This window comes from Undibacterium sp. SXout20W (assembly GCF_049340285.1).
In the GTDB taxonomy this organism is placed as follows: Bacteria; Pseudomonadota; Gammaproteobacteria; order Burkholderiales; family Burkholderiaceae_D; genus Undibacterium.
The window spans coordinates 36,400-54,048 of sequence record NZ_JBMPPH010000005.1; the positions used below are offsets into that span (position 1 = coordinate 36,400).

Sequence of the window (17,649 nt, forward strand, 5' to 3'; positions counted from 1 at the left end):
GCCGGGAGTAGCAGAATGAGCGCAACAGAATCTATTTCATCTCTGATTAAGACCCCGGCTGAATCATCGACTAGCCCCATCGCTGCTGCGCCAGACAAAGCCAGCAATGTCAGTCAAAAACCAGTTCAAAAAAAACACCCGCTGATTACAGGCGAGACCCCCACCGCACGTACCAAGCAAACCAATATTGGTGTTGCCTCAACTACAGGGCTCAGCGAACGTCTCGCGGAGTACATGTCTCCTAGCGACCTCAAATTAGTCAAAGAGGCCTATCGCTTCTCTGACGAAATGCATTTAGGTCAGGTTCGAAAATCAGGCGAGCCCTACATTTCGCATCCAATTGCAGTCGCCGAAATTTGCGCCGATTGGAAGCTGGACGTGCAAGCAATTATGGCCGCGCTTTTGCACGACGTGATGGAAGATCAGGACGTCAAAAAAGAAGAATTAATTGAACGCTTTGGTGCGCCGGTTGCATCGTTGGTTGATGGCCTGTCCAAATTAGAAAAGATCGAGTTCCAAAGTCAGATTGAAGCGCAGGCAGAAAATTTCCGTAAGATGTTGCTGGCCATGGCACGCGACGTCAGGGTTATTTTGGTAAAGCTGGCCGATCGCTTGCATAATATGCGCACGCTCGGTGTGATGGCTCCAGAGAAAAAGCGCCGGATTTCACGCGAAACGATGGATGTTTATGTCCCTATCGCACATCGACTTGGTCTCAATAACATTTACCGTGAATTACAAGATCTCGCCTTTTCGCATTTGTATCCAATGCGTTATCGCACCTTGTCTAAAGCGGTGAAGGCGGCGCGCGGCAATCGTCGCGAAGTCGTTAATAAAATCCTAGAATCCGTCAAAGAGTCTCTGAAGGAAGCGGGCTTACAAGCCGAAGTCTATGGCCGCGAGAAAACGCTGTATGGCATTTATCGCAAAATGCAAGACAAGCACTTAAGCTTTTCGCAGGTATTAGATGTCTATGGATTCCGTGTCGTTGTCGAGAATTTTCGCGAAAGCTACTACGCTTTAGGCACCCTGCACGCCCTCTTCAAACCGATGCCGGGCAAATTTAAAGATTACATCGCCATTCCCAAAACGAATGGCTACCAGTCCTTACACACGACACTCATTGGTCCTTACGGAACACCCGTTGAATTTCAGATTCGCACGCAAGACATGCATCATGTCGCAGAATCTGGCGTTGCCGCTCATTGGCTATACAAAAATGAAGAAGGCAGCCTGACTGACTTACAGCAACGTACCCATGCGTGGCTGCAGTCATTGCTTGACATACAAAAGCAAACAGGCGACTCCGCGGAGTTCCTTGAGCATGTTAAAGTGGATTTATTCCCTGATTCAGTTTATGTCTTTACACCTAAATCCAAAATCATCGCGCTTCCGCGAGGGGCTACGGCTTTGGATTTTGCCTATAATATTCACACAGATATCGGTGACCAGGCGATTGCGACGCGCATTAACCACGAGCCGGTACCTTTACGTTCTGAATTAAAAAATGGTGATATCGTTGAGATTGTTACGTCACCTAATTCAAGGCCAACACCAAATTGGTTGACGTATGTCCGCACTGGCAAAGCACGTTCAGCAATCCGGCACTACCTGCGAACTATTAACTTGAACGAATCAACTGAGTTAGGCAAGCAACTATTGGCGCAAGCCTTGGTTGCAGTCAATCTCAATCCAGAATTACCATCATCACTCATCGATAAGCTGCTCAATGAATCCACCGCAAAAACGATGGATGAAATCTACACCGATATTGGAATTGGCAAGAGAATGGCGGCTCTGGTTGCACGGCACATTCTTGATTTGGTTGAGGACGACTCATCGTCGATTCCTTTTCAACAGTTTGGCGATAAACATCAATACAAACCGGATCCCGTCATTATTTATGGCAGCGAAGGTCTCTCAGTACAATTAGCCCCTTGCTGCCTCCCTATTCCAGGGGATGGCATTGTTGGCCAACTTAAACGAGATCAGGGCTTGGTCGTTCATACTGATGACTGCGAGCACGCCAAGCGACTACATATCAAAGAACCCGACCGTTGGATCGATGTTACCTGGGGTGATGAAGTCAACCGTAGTTTCGATACCCGCATTGCGGTCACAGTGACCAATGAACGCGGGGCATTAGCGCGGATTGCTGCCGAAATCGGCGAGTCAGAAGCCAATATCAGCCATGTTAATATGGAAGATGGCGATGCCAATGACATGACTCATATCCATTTCACCATTCAGGTAGAAGATCGGGCACATCTTGCGAGGATTATGCGCAACATCAAGCACTTGAATGGCGTAAATCGTATTGCACGAGAACGTGGATAACACAGCTTTGACTTGCTTAAATGCATAAAAAAGGAGAGCTAAGCTCTCCTTTTTTTCTCAGTTGCAGAGAGGGAGCGACCCGCAATCCGCAACCCGTAACCCGCACAAAGCAAAAAGCAGCACGTTATTCACCAAACCGCGAATCCCTTACCCTTAAACCGCTTCACCCCATAAATCATGAGCATCCGCGGCGGTAATACGAACATCAACGAATTCACCAACTTTCAACTTGCGATGTGGCTCAAATGGCGGCTTGACATACACGACACCATCGATCTCAGGCGCATCAGCAGAACTACGTCCTACGCCACCACTTCTATCCAAGCTATCAATCAATACGCGCAATGTCTTGCCGATCTTAGCTTGTAATCGCTGCTTAGAAATACCTTCTTGCAATTCCATTACACGACGACGGCGATCTTCACGCACTTCATCTGGAAGTTGCCCTTCGATTTCATTGGCCGTTGCCCCTTCTACCGGAGAATACGCAAAGCAACCAAGGCGGTCGATTTGTGCTTCTTTCAAGAAATCAAGCATGTATTCAAACTCTTCTTCGGTCTCACCAGGGAAACCTGCGATAAATGTAGAGCGAATCGTAATTTCTGGGCACATTTCGCGCCATGCTTTGATTCGTTCAATATTTTTTTCACCACTGGCAGGTCGCTTCATACGCTTAAGCACATCGGGGTGCGCATGTTGCAGAGGCACGTCCAGATAAGGCAAAACGTGGCCATTATTCATAAAAGGGATAATTTGATCGACGTGTGGATACGGATAAACATAATGCAAACGTACCCATGCATCATATTGCTTTGCCAGCTCTCCCAATGACTCAACCAATTGAGTCATATGCGTCTTAACTGGTTTACCGTTCCAAAAACCCATACGGAATTTCACATCCACGCCATAGGCACTGGTGTCTTGAGAAATCACCAGCAACTCTTTTACGCCAGCTTTAAATAAGTTTTCTGCTTCCAGCATGACATCCGCAATGGGGCGCGAAACAAGATCGCCGCGCATTGAAGGAATAATGCAAAAGCTACAGCGATGATTGCAGCCTTCGGAAATTTTTAGGTAAGCATAATGTTTTGGCGTGAGCTTTACGCCCTGTGCAGGCACCAGATCGATGAACGGCTCATGAGGCTTCGGCAAGTGTTTGTGAACCGCTGCCATCACTTCACCAACAGCATGCGGCCCAGTCACCTCAAGCACTTTAGGGTGAATGGATTGAATCATATCCTTACCATCCGCATCTTTTTTCGCACCAAGACAGCCGGTGACGATGACTTTGCCATTTTCGGCAAGCGCCTCACCGATGGCATCTAAAGACTCTTGTACTGCAGCATCGATAAAACCGCATGTATTAACAATGACCAGATCAGCGCCATCATAGGATTTGGCGGTATCGTAGCCTTCAGCTCGTAATTGCGTCAGAATTTGTTCGGAATCAACCAAAGCTTTAGGGCAGCCGAGACTCACGAATCCGACCTTAGGTGCAGTGGCAGTATCTTGACGGCGTATTTCAGTAATAGACATAGAGGGTGCGTAAAAAACAAAAAGGGTACAAAAGCGAATCCGCTATTGTACCCTTTGCTCTGCATGCTTGCCGCTGCTTCAGTTAATTTTCCTGAAAAATCAGGAGCTTAAGCAAAAAAAACACTTAAAACAGTGGTGAAATTAATTTATTTTTTGTTCACGTCTTCTGGATTAAATGGAAATACATTGAAAATATTTTTCGCTTGGCTCTGCATTTGTTCTTGCATTTGCACAAACAGATTTTTACTTTGCTCAATGTAATTACCCATCATACCTTGCATCATTGGGCCTTGGACATTCATAAACTGCGTCCACATTTCTGGACTAAATGGCTTACCTTCGTAGATACCTTTAGAATTTTCTGCGAGTTTATTTTGAATATCGATAAACGCCTGGACGTTTTTCTCAAGATAATTACCCATCATTCCTTGCATTGCATGGCCGTAATAGCGAATAATTTGCGACAAGACGACACTTGAGAACATTGGCGAACCACCCGCCTCTTCTTCTAAGATAATTTGCAGCAAAATGCTGCGAGTCAAATCTTCGCCACTTTTTGCATCAATGACGGCAAAATCATCATTGTCGAGCACAAATTGTTTCACATCGACAAGCGTAATGTAGCTACTTGTCTGCGTGTCGTACAAACGACGATTAGGATATTTTTTGATCAAATGCTGCGTGGATTTTTTTGCGCTATTCATTGAATTCTCAATTGATAACTTCTACATCCTGTTTTTCTCATGGGGTTCCCAATGATTAAACACGGACTCACTCAAGCAAACCGGGTCTTAAAATGACTTTAAAACGCCTGGATTTGGTTGTCCCCTTTTTGCATTGCGTTTCTTTTTTTTTCACCGCAATTTAATTGTCCATCGAAATATTTTTCATTCCGATGGACTCATTTTACTGCATTGCGGCAAAAAATCACTATAACAATGTGCTTAAAATTACTTAAAAGCAATATATTGCTGCAAAATTTTGCTTCAGGAGAACTAGTCAACAACAGCTCATCGCCGTGTTAACATTAACCCATATGCAAACCACCGTTAATAGAAAAATCTGAACCAGTTGCGTAACCACCTTCGTCGGAAGCAATCCAGGCAACGATCGAGGCAATTTCTTCAGGCTCGGCAAGACGCTTCACAGGAATGCCGCTTACAATTTTTTCCAAGACGTCCGGGCGAATAGCTTTGACCATATCAGTACCAACATAGCCTGGCGAAACCGTGTTAACCGTAACGCCTTTCGTTGCCACTTCTTGTGCCAATGCCATAGAGAAACCATGGATACCAGCTTTTGCTGTGGAATAGTTTGTCTGGCCAAACTGACCTTTCTGACCGTTAACCGAAGAGATATTAATGATACGACCCCAGCCGCGATCAACCATTCCTTCGATAACTTGCTTTGTCACGTTGAACAAGGAGTTCAAATTGGTATCCATCACCGCATCCCAATCGGCTTTACTCATCTTACGGAATTGACCGTCACGAGTAATGCCAGCGTTATTCACCAAAACGTCAATCTCGCCAATTTCAGCCTTTACTTTATCAAAAGCGGCTTTGGTTGATTCCCAGTCAGATACATTTCCTTCGGAAGCATGAATATCCAAACCTTCCGCACGCATGTCTGCCAGCCATTTATCTTTACGAGAAGAATTCGGACCGCAACCTGCCACCACTGTGTATCCATCTCTGCACAAACGTCTGCAAATTGGAGTCCCGATTCCACCCATACCGCCAGTTACATACGCAACACGCTTTGCCATACTGATTCTCCTGTTTTAATATAAATTCCAACACAACAAAAATTAATCTGCCCTTACTTTTACGTAACTTCCTGGTGCAACTTCTAATGCCGTGTACTCTTTATTTCCAGCACTTGCAGGCGCCTTCACCATTTTCCCACCATGCTTGGCCAAAAATTCTGACCATACAGGCCACCAGCTGCCCGGATTTTCGGTTGCACCAGCCAACCAACTATCGGCATCGTTAGTAACACCGTTTTGGTTGATCCAATAACTTCTTTTTTTCTTTGCCGGCGGATTAACCACGCCAGCGATATGGCCGGATGCGCCCATCACAAAAGTATTTTTATCTTTATGCTTGGGATTCAATATCTGCGTCGATGCGAATGCAGCTTGCCATGGGACGATATGGTCTTCGCGCGAACCGTAGATAAATACCGGTGCATCGATTTTTCCTAAATCAACCTTATTACCCGCCACCGTCAAAACACCAGGTTGCTTCAGTTTATTTTCAAGATACGTGTTTCTCAAATACCAGCAAAACATCGGTCCAGGTAAGTTGGTGCTATCGGCATTCCAATACAGAAGGTCAAACGGCGGTGGCGCTTCGCCTTTTAAATAATTGGATTGAACGTAATTCCAGACCAAATCATTCGCACGCAAGCTTGAGAAGGTACTCGCCAGATCTCGACCTGGCAACAAGCCACCGCTACCAATGGTCTGTTCGCGCATTGCGACCTGCATCTCGTCAACAAAGACATCCAAGACGCCTGTATTTGAAAAATCGAGTAATGCCGTCAGGAGTGTCAGACTACTCACTGGGTTTTCACCACGGTCAGCTAATACAGCAAGTGCGGTAGAGATAATGGTGCCGCCAACACAGAAACCAAAGGCATTTACTTTGTCTTGCTTACTGATCGCACAAGCAACTTCAAGCGCTTTGATTGCACCTTGTTCGACATAATCGTCCCAAGTCACATCGCCCATACTAGCGTCTGGATTTGCCCATGACACCAGAAACACCGTATGTCCTTGCTCAACGGCAAAACGCACAACTGAATTTTCAGGCTGCAGATCAAGAATATAGAATTTGTTGATGCAAGGTGGCACCATCAACAACGGTCTTTGGTGCACTGTTTTGGTCAGCGGTGTGTATTGAATTAACTGAAATAGGCGATTTTCGAAAACCACAACACCTTCCGTTGTCGCCACATTTTTGCCAACTTCAAAAGCGGACTCATCCGTCTGACTGATACGCCCTTTTTGCATATCAGCAAGCATCTGGGTAATGCCTTTAGCCAGACTTTCACCCTTAGTTTCGATGAGTTTCGATTGCGCCTCGGGATTGGTCACCAAAAAATTGGCTGGCGACATGGCATCGATCATTTGCTGCACTGCAAAACCAATTTTTTGTTTTATTTTCGCAGGGGCTTCAACAGACTCCGCCAATGCCATTAAAAATCGTGCGTTTAACAAATAACTCGCAGCACTATACGCATGCATTGCATGGTTATGCCAATCTGTTGAAGAAAAGCGCCGGTCATTTAATTCGGGTAATTTTGACACTGCGAAATTTTGCCAAAGCTGGCCAAATTCTCGCATATAGTCGGCTTGCATCTTCGCAAGTACTGGTGGGCTTATCTTTGCACCAGCCTCTTTAAGCATATCGAGGACAGGCAAATCTGCCACGGATGCGGCAGGCTTCATCCATTCCTGCCAAGGGGTTTGATTCACTAGCTGTGACATCCATTCGGAGTACATAGCTTGAGGATCGAAAGTCTTCATGCGTGCCTCCTGATTTTCGCGTATCGTTGCGGATTAATTTTTAGTTTCTATGTTTTCAGTTGATTGAAATTGAACTCAATGACTGCTAACTATCACTACCAAAGTCTCCTATGTACATTGTCGCTATTGCCTGGGTTTACGTCGTTTTATTAATGGCCATCACTGAGCCATCGGTCATAGCCGGAATTATGACGTTCGTCTTCTACTGCCTTTTTCCTTTGACGATACTTTTATACCTGATGCGTACACCACAACGCAAGCGTGAACGTGCGGAAAATTCAGCTGCACTGCAACAAACTCAAAATAGCAGCAATTCCGAGGAGCAACAATCAAAGGATTAATAGCTTATTTAGCCGGATCGATCCAGATCAAACTCGCCATTCGTCCAGTAACACCATCACGACGATACGAATAGAATTTGTCCGCTTCCGAGACTGTACAAAAATCCCCCCCATAAACACGCGAAACACCAACTCTGTCCAATGCCAGTCGTGCTAATTGGTAGATATCTGCAAGATATTTCTGCCCCTTAGAATCCGAATTTTCAGATGCTATTTTAACAAAAAATTTTGCTGCTATTTCACTTTGTCGGGTGAATACGTCATATACATCTTGACCTACCTCAAACTTATTCGCACCGATTGCCGGCCCCATCCAAGCGACGATTTCTCCGGCCCCTTTTTGTCGCATTTCTTTCACAGTATTTTCTAATATGCCACCCGCCAAGCCACGCCAACCAGCATGTGCAGCTGCAACTATTGTCCCCAGTTCATCCGTAAACAGAACTGGCAAACAGTCTGCCGTCAGGACAGCACAAACCAATCCAGGGGTAACAGAAACCACCGCATCCGCATTCGTACCTCTTTGGAGCGTTTCAGCTTCAGTGACAATATTGCCATGGACTTGTGATAAGAATATGACATCAGATGGCAAAGTTGCATTTAACAGACGTCGGTTGGTTTGCACTAATTCCAGATCATCAGAGACGTGGTCGCCAAGATTGAGTCCTTTTTGACCCTGTGCGTTCCCATATACCCCTGCGCTCACGCCACCAGAACGCAAGGTTGAGAACGCACGGACATGTTTCGGCAGCTCGGTCCAATTGGGCGTCAACACCTTGAAAGCGAAGTCCTGTCCAGCGCCGATCATGGCAATGAAATTCCTGCCGCTTTAATCAAGGCCTGAAAATCCTCAGCGACCGGAACTTCCCATTCGACGTGCTCACCAGTTTCAGGGTGAATTAAGCCCAATTTGCGTGCTTGCAAGGCTTGGCGTGGAAAAAAGCGAGCCAGATGTTGCTTTCCGTATAAAGGATCACCGACCAAAGGGAAACCCAGAGAGAGCATATGGACACGAATTTGGTGAGTACGACCGGTTTCCAGTTGACATGCAACCAGGCTGTTTGGAAATTTTTCCAGCATCCCCGTCGCAACACGTTGAAAATGTGTAACCGCTGGTTTAGCCAAAACGCTTCTCGAAACCGCCATTTTGATTCGATCTCGTGGATGTCTCGCCATAGGTGCATCAATTGTTCCAGAAACATTCGGCGTACCCCAGACCAATGCGTAATATTCACGTTTCACGCTACGATCCTGTAGCTGGCGCACCAAATCAGTATGAGCAATGAGTGTTTTCGCAACGACCATCAAACCAGACGTATCTTTATCAAGTCGATGCACGATCCCTGCCCTCGGGACACCTAATAATCCAGGCCAGCGAAACAACAAGGCATTCAGCAATGTACCCGACCAGTTGCCCGCAGCAGGATGCACGACCATACCCGCCGCTTTATTGATCACAATTAAGGAGTCATCTTCATAAACGACGTCCAGCGGAATATCCTCAGGCTCGTACGCACCTTCGTCTGGAGCGGCTTGCGGGACAATCACTATCGTCTCGTCGCCAAGGACTGTCATTTTGCCTCGTCCACGCACACCATCGACGGTCACAAATCCGTCTTCTATCCATTGTTGGATACGACTTCTTGAATATTGGGGAACAAGTTTCGAGATTGTCTTGTCCAAGCGTTCGCCACAGACAGAAGAATTCAACTTTAACTCGATATTTTCAACATCAGAAACAAATTCTTCATCTGCTTCAAAAACTTCATTCACTACTTCTGTCTCTGTGTCAAGGTCAGAATCTGACAAAATCACTGTTGTAGTTGGTTTCACATTTTTTGTCATCGGCTATAATCCGTAAATTGTTTTCATGCTTACGCACAAATTTATGCACATTAAATCTTTGAAATTGCTGGTCTTGGCTTTAACCGCGTCGCTTACTTTAAGCGGATGCGGATTTTTTGGTGACAAATCTGATGAGACCAAGACCTGGTCAGCATCAAAATTATACGCTGAAGCAAAAGACGAGTTATCTAACGGCGGATATGAAAAAGCAATTCATTACTATGAAAAATTAGAATCGCGCTTTCCATTTGGTACTTATGCACAACAAGCGCAAATGGATACTGCTTATGCCTACTATAAACAAGGTGATCAGGCACAAGCTCTGGCAGCAGTTGAGCGATTTATAAAACTGCACCCAAATCACCCCAACGTAGACTACATGTACTACTTGCGTGGATTAATTAATTTTAATGATCAGCTTGGCATCCTTAATTTTATTGCCCGCCAAGACATTACTGAGCGGGATCCGAAGGCTTCTCGAGATTCCTTTGATGCGTTTAAACAGCTCGCCACACAGTTTCCAGATAGCAAATACACGCCCGACGCCATTTCTCGCATGAAATACCTGGTTAATGCGCTTGCTCAGTACGACGTGCATGTTGCTCGCTATTATATGCGCCGCGGTGCGTATCTGGCAGCAGCAAATCGTGCGCAGTCGTCAATTAAAGAATATCCTGATGCACCGGCCAATGAAGAAGCCTTATTTATTTTGGTGAAAGCATACAATGCGATGGGCATGAATGATTTACGCGACGATGCAAACCGGGTGTTTGTAAAAAATTTCCCGCAAAGCAGCTTTATTACTGGCATCGATAAAAATAAATCCTCTTGGTGGAAATTTTGGTAATTTTTATCAAAATAGAAATTTTAGTTTCATGAGTGAGAACAAATTAAATTAATGATTGAATCAATGATTTATATGAACTTCTACTCACTTATTAACTCAGCGAACAAAAAACCGATCCGATGATCGGTTTTTTTATTTTCGTCTGTATTTCCGACCGGCAGTAATCACTTAAATCAACCAGGCTTCAATATCCAAAGGCATTAAAAGAATTTCAATCCACATCGATACGGCGCCGAAAAACCCATGTCGCTTCAGCAGACTCTTCTTCGCAATAGACATACTGATCTACATTGAAGTTTTTTACATCCTCAATATCCACGATATTACGCTCGGCACAATATCGCGCCATCAAACCTCGGGCCCTTTTTGCATAAAAAGAGATGATTTTGAATTTACCATTCTTCCAATCCTGGAAAACAGGCGTGATAATTGTGCCATTAAACAACACTGGCTTCACCACTTTGAAATATTCTTCTGACGCCAGATTCAGTAAAGTCGAAGACTTATTTTGAAGAAGTAACTGGTTTAATGACGCCGTAACCCGCCCACCCCAGAAAGCATATAAATTTTTTCCGTATTGATTAGGCAATGAAGTTCCCATTTCCAGCCGATACGGTTGCAACAAATCGAGAGGTCGTAAAACGCCATACAGACCAGATAAAATTCTTAAATTTGATTGCAAATAATCCAATTGTTTTGCATTCAGACTTTTTACTTGCAAACCCTCATAAACGTCGCCATTAAAAGCAAAAATTGCTTGCTTCAGAGGGCCACCCTTTGGCTTTTTCTTCCACGCTTTGAACCGATTCACATTCAATCGCGCTAAATCCGGAGAGATATTCATGAGCAAACTCAACTGCTCAGCGGATAACTGTTTTGCTATCTTGATCAACTGCTCAGCTTCGTTAAGGAAATCTGCCTGGGTAAAAATAGTTGAACTAACTGGACTTTCATAATCCAGACTTTTGGCTGGAGATAATACAATAAGCATAATTAAAGACATTTTTTAACACAATGAACTCCATCATACCCAAGCGCATCGTAATTGACACCAATGTTTGCCTCGATTTATTTGTTTTCCATGACCCACGCTGGACGGCAATTCTCGATGCACTTCTAAATGGCAGGCTAAAAGCCTATACCAGACCCGAATGTCGCGACGAATGGCTGGCAGTCCTTAAATACCCTCACTTACCGGTGAACGCTGAAAATATAGAAGAAATCAAAACACGGTACGATCAGCTGATTGAATCCGTCACGCCGGAGGCTCTCGCGCACCTTCGACTTCCTGTTTGCAGCGATAAAGACGATCAAAAATTCCTGGAGATAGCGCGGGATACCGACGCACAGTTTTTAATCACAAAAGATAAAGCGCTACTAAAACTCGCCAAAAGAATCCGCAAACTTGGCTTATTCTCCGTCCTCACGCCAGAGAATTTTCTCGCTAGCGACGAAGAAGTTTCTATGAAAACTGTATTTAATCTAACAAAAGAATGACAATATTTAAAACCATAGGTTACTCTTTGGCAAACTCCTGCTAGTATAGAGCGAGATCAAAATTGCGCATTCTTCGAAAGAGAATGGCCTAGGTTGATAAGAATAAGATTTCAAAAATTCAGTTACTAAAAAAGATTAATGAGAATTTATTTCTCATTTTTTGCCAAGAAGTAACGACAGACCATGATATTTGTGGAAAAATTGCACAAAAGTCACAGCGATTATGGAGAATGAAGAACTATGACCGATTCAGCAGATGATCTGGATGCATTGTTTGAAGAAATGGCAAATCAACGCCAGGAAACAAATCCAGCCCCCGCCCCGATTGAAGAGCCTGCTCCTGAAGCAGTCATCGATACTTCAGCAACTGTTGGCGAACAAGTTGCAAAACTGAACCCCCATAACACTGACGAAGATGCCAATAAGCCTATGTTTGATCGGCTCGGCAATGTCGTCCGCATGTTGCATGACTCGATGCGCCAGCTTGGATATGACCGCTCACTGTCAGATGTTGCGATTCAAGTAGCCGATGCCAAAGATCGTCTTGAATATGTAGCTACACTTACCGAACAGGCCGCAAACAAAGTTTTGAACGCGACCGATTTAGGTATGCCAGAACAAGACGAGTTAGCTAAAAAAGCCAAGAAAATGGACGCCCGCTGGGATGATTTATTTGCAGGCAAACTCAGTATTGACGAATTTAAAGAACTGGCTAGTGATTCCAAAACGTTTGCTAATGCAGTACTAACCGCCACCGACGCCGAAAAAGCGCGCCTGCTTGACATCATGATGGCGCAGGATTTCCAGGATTTGACTGGTCAGTTAATCAAAAAAGTAGTTGCCATCAACAAAACTGTTGAACGCGAATTAGCGCAAATTCTGCTTGATAATGCACCTTCAGACTTAAAAGAAAAGGCAGTTGAATTGATGGAGGGTCCATCCGTCCCGAATGCCGCACTGGAACAGGATGACGTAGATAATCTTCTTGATAGCTTGGGTTTCTAATGGATGACATGCTCAAAGAATTTGTCGTCGAAGCGCTCGATCTGGCGACAAATGTAGAAGAACATCTGCTTTCACTTGAGCGCAACCCCGGCGACATGAACACACTTAATGCCGTGTTCAGGTCATTTCATACTATTAAAGGCGGTGCGGGTTTTATGAACCTGACCGCAATGGTTTCTGCCTGCCATCTGACTGAAAATTTGTTTGATGCGCTGAGGACTGGACAAGTTGCAGTTACACCTGAAGCCATCGAAGCAGCATTAGAAGCCAGTGGGTTTGTTGCCGATCAGTTAACAGCGCTAAACAATGGTGTTGCGCCGGAACAGCTTTCGACCATGCCGAAGTCACTCGAAGCAATGTTGACGGACGCAATTGAAAGCAAAGGCGTTAGCAAAAAGGCCGCAGCTCCATCTGCTGCCACGCAGAAAGCAGCCGCCCCCATCGTTAGTCCTGTCGCAACCACGAGTGCACCGTCAACACAAGCACAAGATGGCAATATAGACTGGGAAGCGTATTATCGCGCGGTCACGCCTGCGGGCACTTTGCCTGAAACGGTCACGGAGACCTACGAAGCGCCGCAGCCAGCGAACATCAGAGAAGAAAATGAAGCAGTTAAGACTTCCCTCTCTAGCGCCGATATCAAACAAAACGCTCCCGCTAAAGAAGAAAGCATCCGAATTGATGCCGTAAAACTTAACGTGCTTTTAGAAGTTGCTGGCGAATCGGTCCAGGCTGCCAATCAAGCCGCGGTTTTGCTAGAAAAATTGGGGCAATACAAGTTTGATGGCCAGGCGGCCCCACTGATGGCCGCACTGACAGAAACATTGACACGTGCTTCAAGATACTCGACTGAGTTACAACGGGCGACCTTAGCAACCCGGATGCAGCCTGTTGGGCGCTTATTCCAAAAGTTTCCGCGATTAGTTCGCGAATTAGCACGCGACTTAGGTAAAGATGTTGATTTAAACATTTCGGGTGCCGAAACTGAAGTGGATCGTGTGGTTGTTGACAGCTTATATGACCCATTGGTGCATATGCTGCGCAATGCGCTTGATCACGGGATTGAAACATCTGAGGACCGTCTGGTAACCAATAAATCTCCGCGTGCAACGATATCGTTGAAGGCATGGCAAGAAGCCAGCAGCGTCATGATCGAAGTTTCTGACGATGGCAAAGGGATGGATGCACAGCGTCTGAGAGATAAAGCGATTTCCAAAGGACTCATCAATTCACACGATGCACGTACCGACGACGAAGCATTTCAGTTGGTATTTTTACCAGGCTTTTCAACAAAAGAAGTGGCGTCGAGCGTCTCGGGGCGCGGCGTTGGCATGGACGTTGTAAAAACGGCGGTAGAACGCCATCGTGGCGCCATTCGAATTGCTTCCGAACTTGGCAAGGGAACTACCTTCCTGATCCGCTTGCCTATTGAACTTTCGATTGTCCCTACAATGGTAGTGCGCACCGATGGCGCGTCACTGGCGTTACCAATGGCAACCGTCCAGCGAGTCGTCGAATTACCTGAAACATTTGAAAGTGTCGGCGGCCAACCTGTACTGCGTGATTTAGGTCGACCTTTGCCCGTGAAATCTCTTGGCAAAACTTTAGGCTACTCGCCTTCGTCTGAACGCGTTGGTATCGTTATTGCAGCACCAAATCCATATATTTTGTCTGTAGACTCTGTTGATGGTACCGCCGACCTGGTCATTAAGCCCCTGACTTGCATCAGCACCCCCGGCATCACCGGTACAGCGCGATCAGCAGAAGGTGAATTGGTATTGGTGATCAGCTTGTCATTCCTCATTGATGGCTGCAAGGTCCGCGAAATGATGACAACCTAAGCCAAAATATAAAAGCAATCCTAAATAAGGGTTTATTTTAAGGGTTTATTTTAAGGGTTTATTTTAAGGGTTTATTTTAAGGGTTTATTTTAAGGGTTTATTTCTCAGGAAATAAACCCTTATTTTTTGCAGCAGTCGTGCAGGCACAGATTTACAATCAAATAAAATTTAAAAAAATAATAATATCCTCCAGAGTCCCTTCTTGTGGCGCAAAAAAACATGAAGCTTCATACTCTGGCAGAATGAACGTCATTCTTAATAAGCCATTATTTCCATGTCAGCTCCCAGCGATTCACTATCAAACCAGATCTCACATATCGACCGCTTCTTAACGACGAGCCGATTTGCAAATCTTCCGCCAACTTTTTTTACTCATCTGCGTCCAACTCCTCTGACCAACCCTTATCTGGTTGCGGTGAGCCAATCCCAAGCCCAAGCGCTAACTATCCCACCAAGCCAATATGATCAGCGCGATGTGGTCGAATTCTTTACTGGCAATCGGTTACCCAATGAGACCGCGCCATTAGCCAGCGTTTATTCTGGTCATCAATTTGGCGTATGGGCTGGACAGCTCGGTGATGGCCGTGCCATCTTATTAGGTGACACGCTCACCAAGGATCAACAGCATCTGGAGGTCCAACTTAAAGGAGCGGGGCCAACACCCTACTCCAGGTCTGGTGACGGCCGCGCCGTTCTCAGGTCATCAATCCGCGAATTTTTGTGTTCAGAAGCTATGCATGCGCTCGGAATTCCTTCCTCAAGAGCCCTCTGTATCACAGGATCAGATCAATACGTGTTCCGTGAGGAACCAGAAACCACCGCAGTGGTAACGCGTCTGGCTCCGAGTTTTATTCGCTTTGGGTCGTTTGAACACTGGTATTACAACCGGCGCCATGATGAATTGAGAGTACTAGCTGATTTTGTGATCGATCACTACTATCCAGAATGCAGGGAGCACCCAAATCCTTACCGGAGCTTTCTGACAACTGTCACCCACAAGACCGCAGAATTAATGGCATTATGGCAATCAGTTGGGTTCATGCATGGCGTAATGAACACAGACAATATGTCGATACTTGGCCTAACTCTGGACTATGGACCATTTGGATTCATGGAAGCATTCGACGAGGGTCATATTTGCAACCACACGGATCAGCAAGGTCGTTATTCCTACAAAATGCAGCCAAGTATAGGTAACTGGAACATGCACGCGCTGGGACAGGCATTACTTCCCCTGATCGGCTCCGTCGAGGACACGCAAGCAGCGCTGTCGGTCTACGCTGGTAGTTTCACGGACAAATGGTCAACCCTGATGCGGGCAAAACTTGGATTCACCACTCGTCAAGAAACAGATAAGCAGCTATCGGACGATTTTTTTACCTTGTTACAAGAAAATCATGCCGACTTTACGTTAAGCTTCCGCAAACTCAGCGCTCTGGATAACGCGATCAGCGCAAAAGATGCGGACTTACTAGATCTTTTTATTGACAGAGAAGGCCTAAAAGCCTGGCTAGAACGCTACAGAACACGGCTGCAGCTTGAATCTAGCGACGAAGTTCAACGCCAGACATCAATGCTTGCGACAAATCCAAAGTATATTTTGCGGAACTATTTAGCTCAAAATGCGATCGAAAAGGCAAAAAATAAGGATTTTTCTGAAATAACTAAATTATTATCACTTTTAGAAAGACCTTTTGACGAACAACCAGAAAACGAGGTCTATGCAGCACTTCCACCGGATTGGGCTAAAGGTCTTGAGGTGAGTTGCTCCTCATAAGACATTGAAAGAGCATGCAGAAATTCATCAAATGACTTGCCCTGCAATATTGTGTACCATCTGCGACGCTCGACAATGCAAACCAATGTGCCACTTAGCACACGAAACAAGAGAACCAGGCCACGACAGTACTCAGAATGCCTGGTATTTAACACTATGACTATGTCTGCATTTAATGAAATTCCTTTTTGATCTATTTCCCGTTATTTTGTTTTTCGTCACCTTTAAATGGGGCGAGAGCCACGTGCCGGCAGCACAATCACTGGTTGAAAATTATCTTTCACGTTTTGTCGCTGGTGGCATCAGCGACCCCGAAATTGCACCCATTCTGCTCGCAACGGCCGTAACATTAGTCGCATCTATCGCACAAATCAGCTCGATGTTAGTGCGGAGAATAAAAGTCGATCCAATGCTTTGGATTTCATTCATCATCATTATGGTCTTTGGTGGCGCCACAATTTACTTTCATAGCGCTACCTTTATCAAGTGGAAGCCTACCGTTTTATATTGGTGCTACTGTGGCGCATTTTTGCTTGCGCAATTTGTTTTCAGAAAAAATCTGATCCGTACGGTCATGGAAGCGCAAGTCAAATTACCAGAACAAGTGTGGTCATACTTAAGTTTGGCATGGGCAGCCTACTTCTTCGTAATGGGTTTGCTTAATATTTGGGTGGCGTTCAATTTTTCCACGGATACATGGGCAAATTTCAAATTGATTTCCATGGTAGCAATCACCCCGGCATTCATTGTTGTACAAAGCTTATTTTTATCAAAATATATGGAGGAAACAGAGTAATGTCACGTTTTGATCAACTGCAATCCCGCCTGACCTCCGCTCTCAAACCCGTTGTTTGCGAGCTTGAGGACGACTCTGCAGCACACGCCGGGCATGCAGGCGCTGCTTCAGGTGGCAGTCATTACAATTTGAAAATAATTTCTCATCATTTTGAAGGGCTAAATCGCATTTCTCGCCATCGTCTGGTGTATGATGCCATTGGCGATATGATGCATACGGAGGTTCACGCGCTAGCTATAGTAGCGATGGCACCGTCAGAGATACCGACCTAAGCAGTTTATTTATAATCCGTTTT

Annotated in this window: 16 protein-coding genes; 9 read left to right on the plus strand and 7 right to left on the minus strand. The window is 45.3% G+C overall.

Annotated features, from left to right (window positions below; all coding sequences use genetic code 11):
• Nucleotides 1-15 precede the first annotated feature (15 nt).
• Nucleotides 16-2,337 (plus strand): RelA/SpoT family protein, encoded by a 2,322-nt coding sequence (locus ACO0K1_RS04555; protein ID WP_423023143.1) that lies wholly within the window; start codon nucleotides 16-18, stop codon nucleotides 2,335-2,337.
• Nucleotides 2,338-2,490: 153 nt separating this feature from the next.
• Here ACO0K1_RS04555 and rimO read toward each other — a convergent pair whose 3' ends face one another.
• From rimO to phaC, 4 genes are all read right to left on the minus strand, one after another.
• The gene (rimO, locus tag ACO0K1_RS04560; protein WP_423023145.1) at nucleotides 2,491-3,873 is read right to left on the minus strand and encodes a 30S ribosomal protein S12 methylthiotransferase RimO; all 1,383 of its coding nucleotides are present in this window, start codon (nucleotides 3,871-3,873) and stop codon (nucleotides 2,491-2,493) included.
• 146 nt (nucleotides 3,874-4,019) lie between these two features.
• On the minus strand, nucleotides 4,020-4,577 hold the full coding sequence (phaR, locus tag ACO0K1_RS04565; RefSeq protein ID WP_423023147.1) for a polyhydroxyalkanoate synthesis repressor PhaR: 558 nt from the start codon (nucleotides 4,575-4,577) through the stop codon (nucleotides 4,020-4,022).
• 323 nt (nucleotides 4,578-4,900) lie between these two features.
• On the minus strand, nucleotides 4,901-5,641 hold the full coding sequence (locus ACO0K1_RS04570) for a 3-ketoacyl-ACP reductase (RefSeq protein ID WP_423023149.1): 741 nt from the start codon (nucleotides 5,639-5,641) through the stop codon (nucleotides 4,901-4,903).
• Nucleotides 5,642-5,683: 42 nt separating this feature from the next.
• A complete protein-coding gene (gene phaC, locus ACO0K1_RS04575; RefSeq protein ID WP_423023151.1) occupies nucleotides 5,684-7,405 on the minus strand; it encodes a class I poly(R)-hydroxyalkanoic acid synthase in 1,722 nt (573 codons plus the stop codon).
• A gap of 110 nt (nucleotides 7,406-7,515) precedes the next feature.
• Between phaC and ACO0K1_RS04580 the strand changes: the two genes are divergently transcribed.
• Nucleotides 7,516-7,746, plus strand: a complete 231-nt coding sequence (locus tag ACO0K1_RS04580; RefSeq protein ID WP_423023153.1) for a hypothetical protein — start codon at nucleotides 7,516-7,518, stop codon at nucleotides 7,744-7,746.
• Nucleotides 7,747-7,750: 4 nt separating this feature from the next.
• On the opposite strand, the gene pgeF is transcribed toward ACO0K1_RS04580, so the two are convergent.
• Both pgeF and ACO0K1_RS04590 read right to left on the minus strand, forming a co-directional pair.
• Nucleotides 7,751-8,554, minus strand: a complete 804-nt coding sequence (gene pgeF / locus ACO0K1_RS04585) for a peptidoglycan editing factor PgeF (RefSeq protein ID WP_423023155.1) — start codon at nucleotides 8,552-8,554, stop codon at nucleotides 7,751-7,753.
• Nucleotides 8,551-9,591 (minus strand): RluA family pseudouridine synthase, encoded by a 1,041-nt coding sequence (locus ACO0K1_RS04590; RefSeq protein ID WP_423023157.1) that lies wholly within the window; start codon nucleotides 9,589-9,591, stop codon nucleotides 8,551-8,553. The genes pgeF and ACO0K1_RS04590 overlap by 4 nt, the downstream gene beginning before the upstream one ends.
• Before the next feature lie 43 nt (nucleotides 9,592-9,634).
• Here ACO0K1_RS04590 and ACO0K1_RS04595 point away from each other — a divergent pair, with 43 nt between their 5' ends.
• Complete coding sequence (locus ACO0K1_RS04595; RefSeq protein WP_423023159.1) at nucleotides 9,635-10,438, plus strand: outer membrane protein assembly factor BamD; 804 nt, start codon at nucleotides 9,635-9,637, stop codon at nucleotides 10,436-10,438.
• Nucleotides 10,439-10,649: 211 nt separating this feature from the next.
• On the opposite strand, the gene yaaA is transcribed toward ACO0K1_RS04595, so the two are convergent.
• Nucleotides 10,650-11,441, minus strand: a complete 792-nt coding sequence (gene yaaA, locus ACO0K1_RS04600) for a peroxide stress protein YaaA (RefSeq protein WP_423023161.1) — start codon at nucleotides 11,439-11,441, stop codon at nucleotides 10,650-10,652.
• Nucleotides 11,442-11,452: 11 nt separating this feature from the next.
• Here yaaA and ACO0K1_RS04605 point away from each other — a divergent pair, with 11 nt between their 5' ends.
• The 6 genes from ACO0K1_RS04605 (at nucleotide 11,453) to ACO0K1_RS04630 (ending at nucleotide 17,626) form a co-directional block, all read left to right on the plus strand.
• Nucleotides 11,453-11,935, plus strand: coding sequence for a putative toxin-antitoxin system toxin component, PIN family (locus ACO0K1_RS04605; protein WP_423023163.1), 483 nt, complete (start codon nucleotides 11,453-11,455; stop codon nucleotides 11,933-11,935).
• Between the two features lie 240 nt (nucleotides 11,936-12,175).
• Nucleotides 12,176-12,940, plus strand: a complete 765-nt coding sequence (locus tag ACO0K1_RS04610; RefSeq protein WP_423023165.1) for a protein phosphatase CheZ — start codon at nucleotides 12,176-12,178, stop codon at nucleotides 12,938-12,940.
• A complete protein-coding gene (locus ACO0K1_RS04615) occupies nucleotides 12,940-14,781 on the plus strand; it encodes a chemotaxis protein CheA (protein ID WP_423023167.1) in 1,842 nt (613 codons plus the stop codon). Before ACO0K1_RS04610 ends, ACO0K1_RS04615 begins: the two co-directional genes overlap by 1 nt.
• Nucleotides 14,782-15,055: 274 nt before the next feature.
• Nucleotides 15,056-16,558, plus strand: a complete 1,503-nt coding sequence (locus ACO0K1_RS04620; protein WP_423023169.1) for a protein adenylyltransferase SelO — start codon at nucleotides 15,056-15,058, stop codon at nucleotides 16,556-16,558.
• Nucleotides 16,559-16,733: 175 nt separating this feature from the next.
• Nucleotides 16,734-17,354 (plus strand): septation protein A, encoded by a 621-nt coding sequence (locus ACO0K1_RS04625; protein WP_423023171.1) that lies wholly within the window; start codon nucleotides 16,734-16,736, stop codon nucleotides 17,352-17,354.
• Nucleotides 17,354-17,626, plus strand: a complete 273-nt coding sequence (locus ACO0K1_RS04630; protein WP_423023173.1) for a BolA family protein — start codon at nucleotides 17,354-17,356, stop codon at nucleotides 17,624-17,626. Before ACO0K1_RS04625 ends, ACO0K1_RS04630 begins: the two co-directional genes overlap by 1 nt.
• The last annotated feature ends 23 nt before the right edge of the window (nucleotides 17,627-17,649 follow it).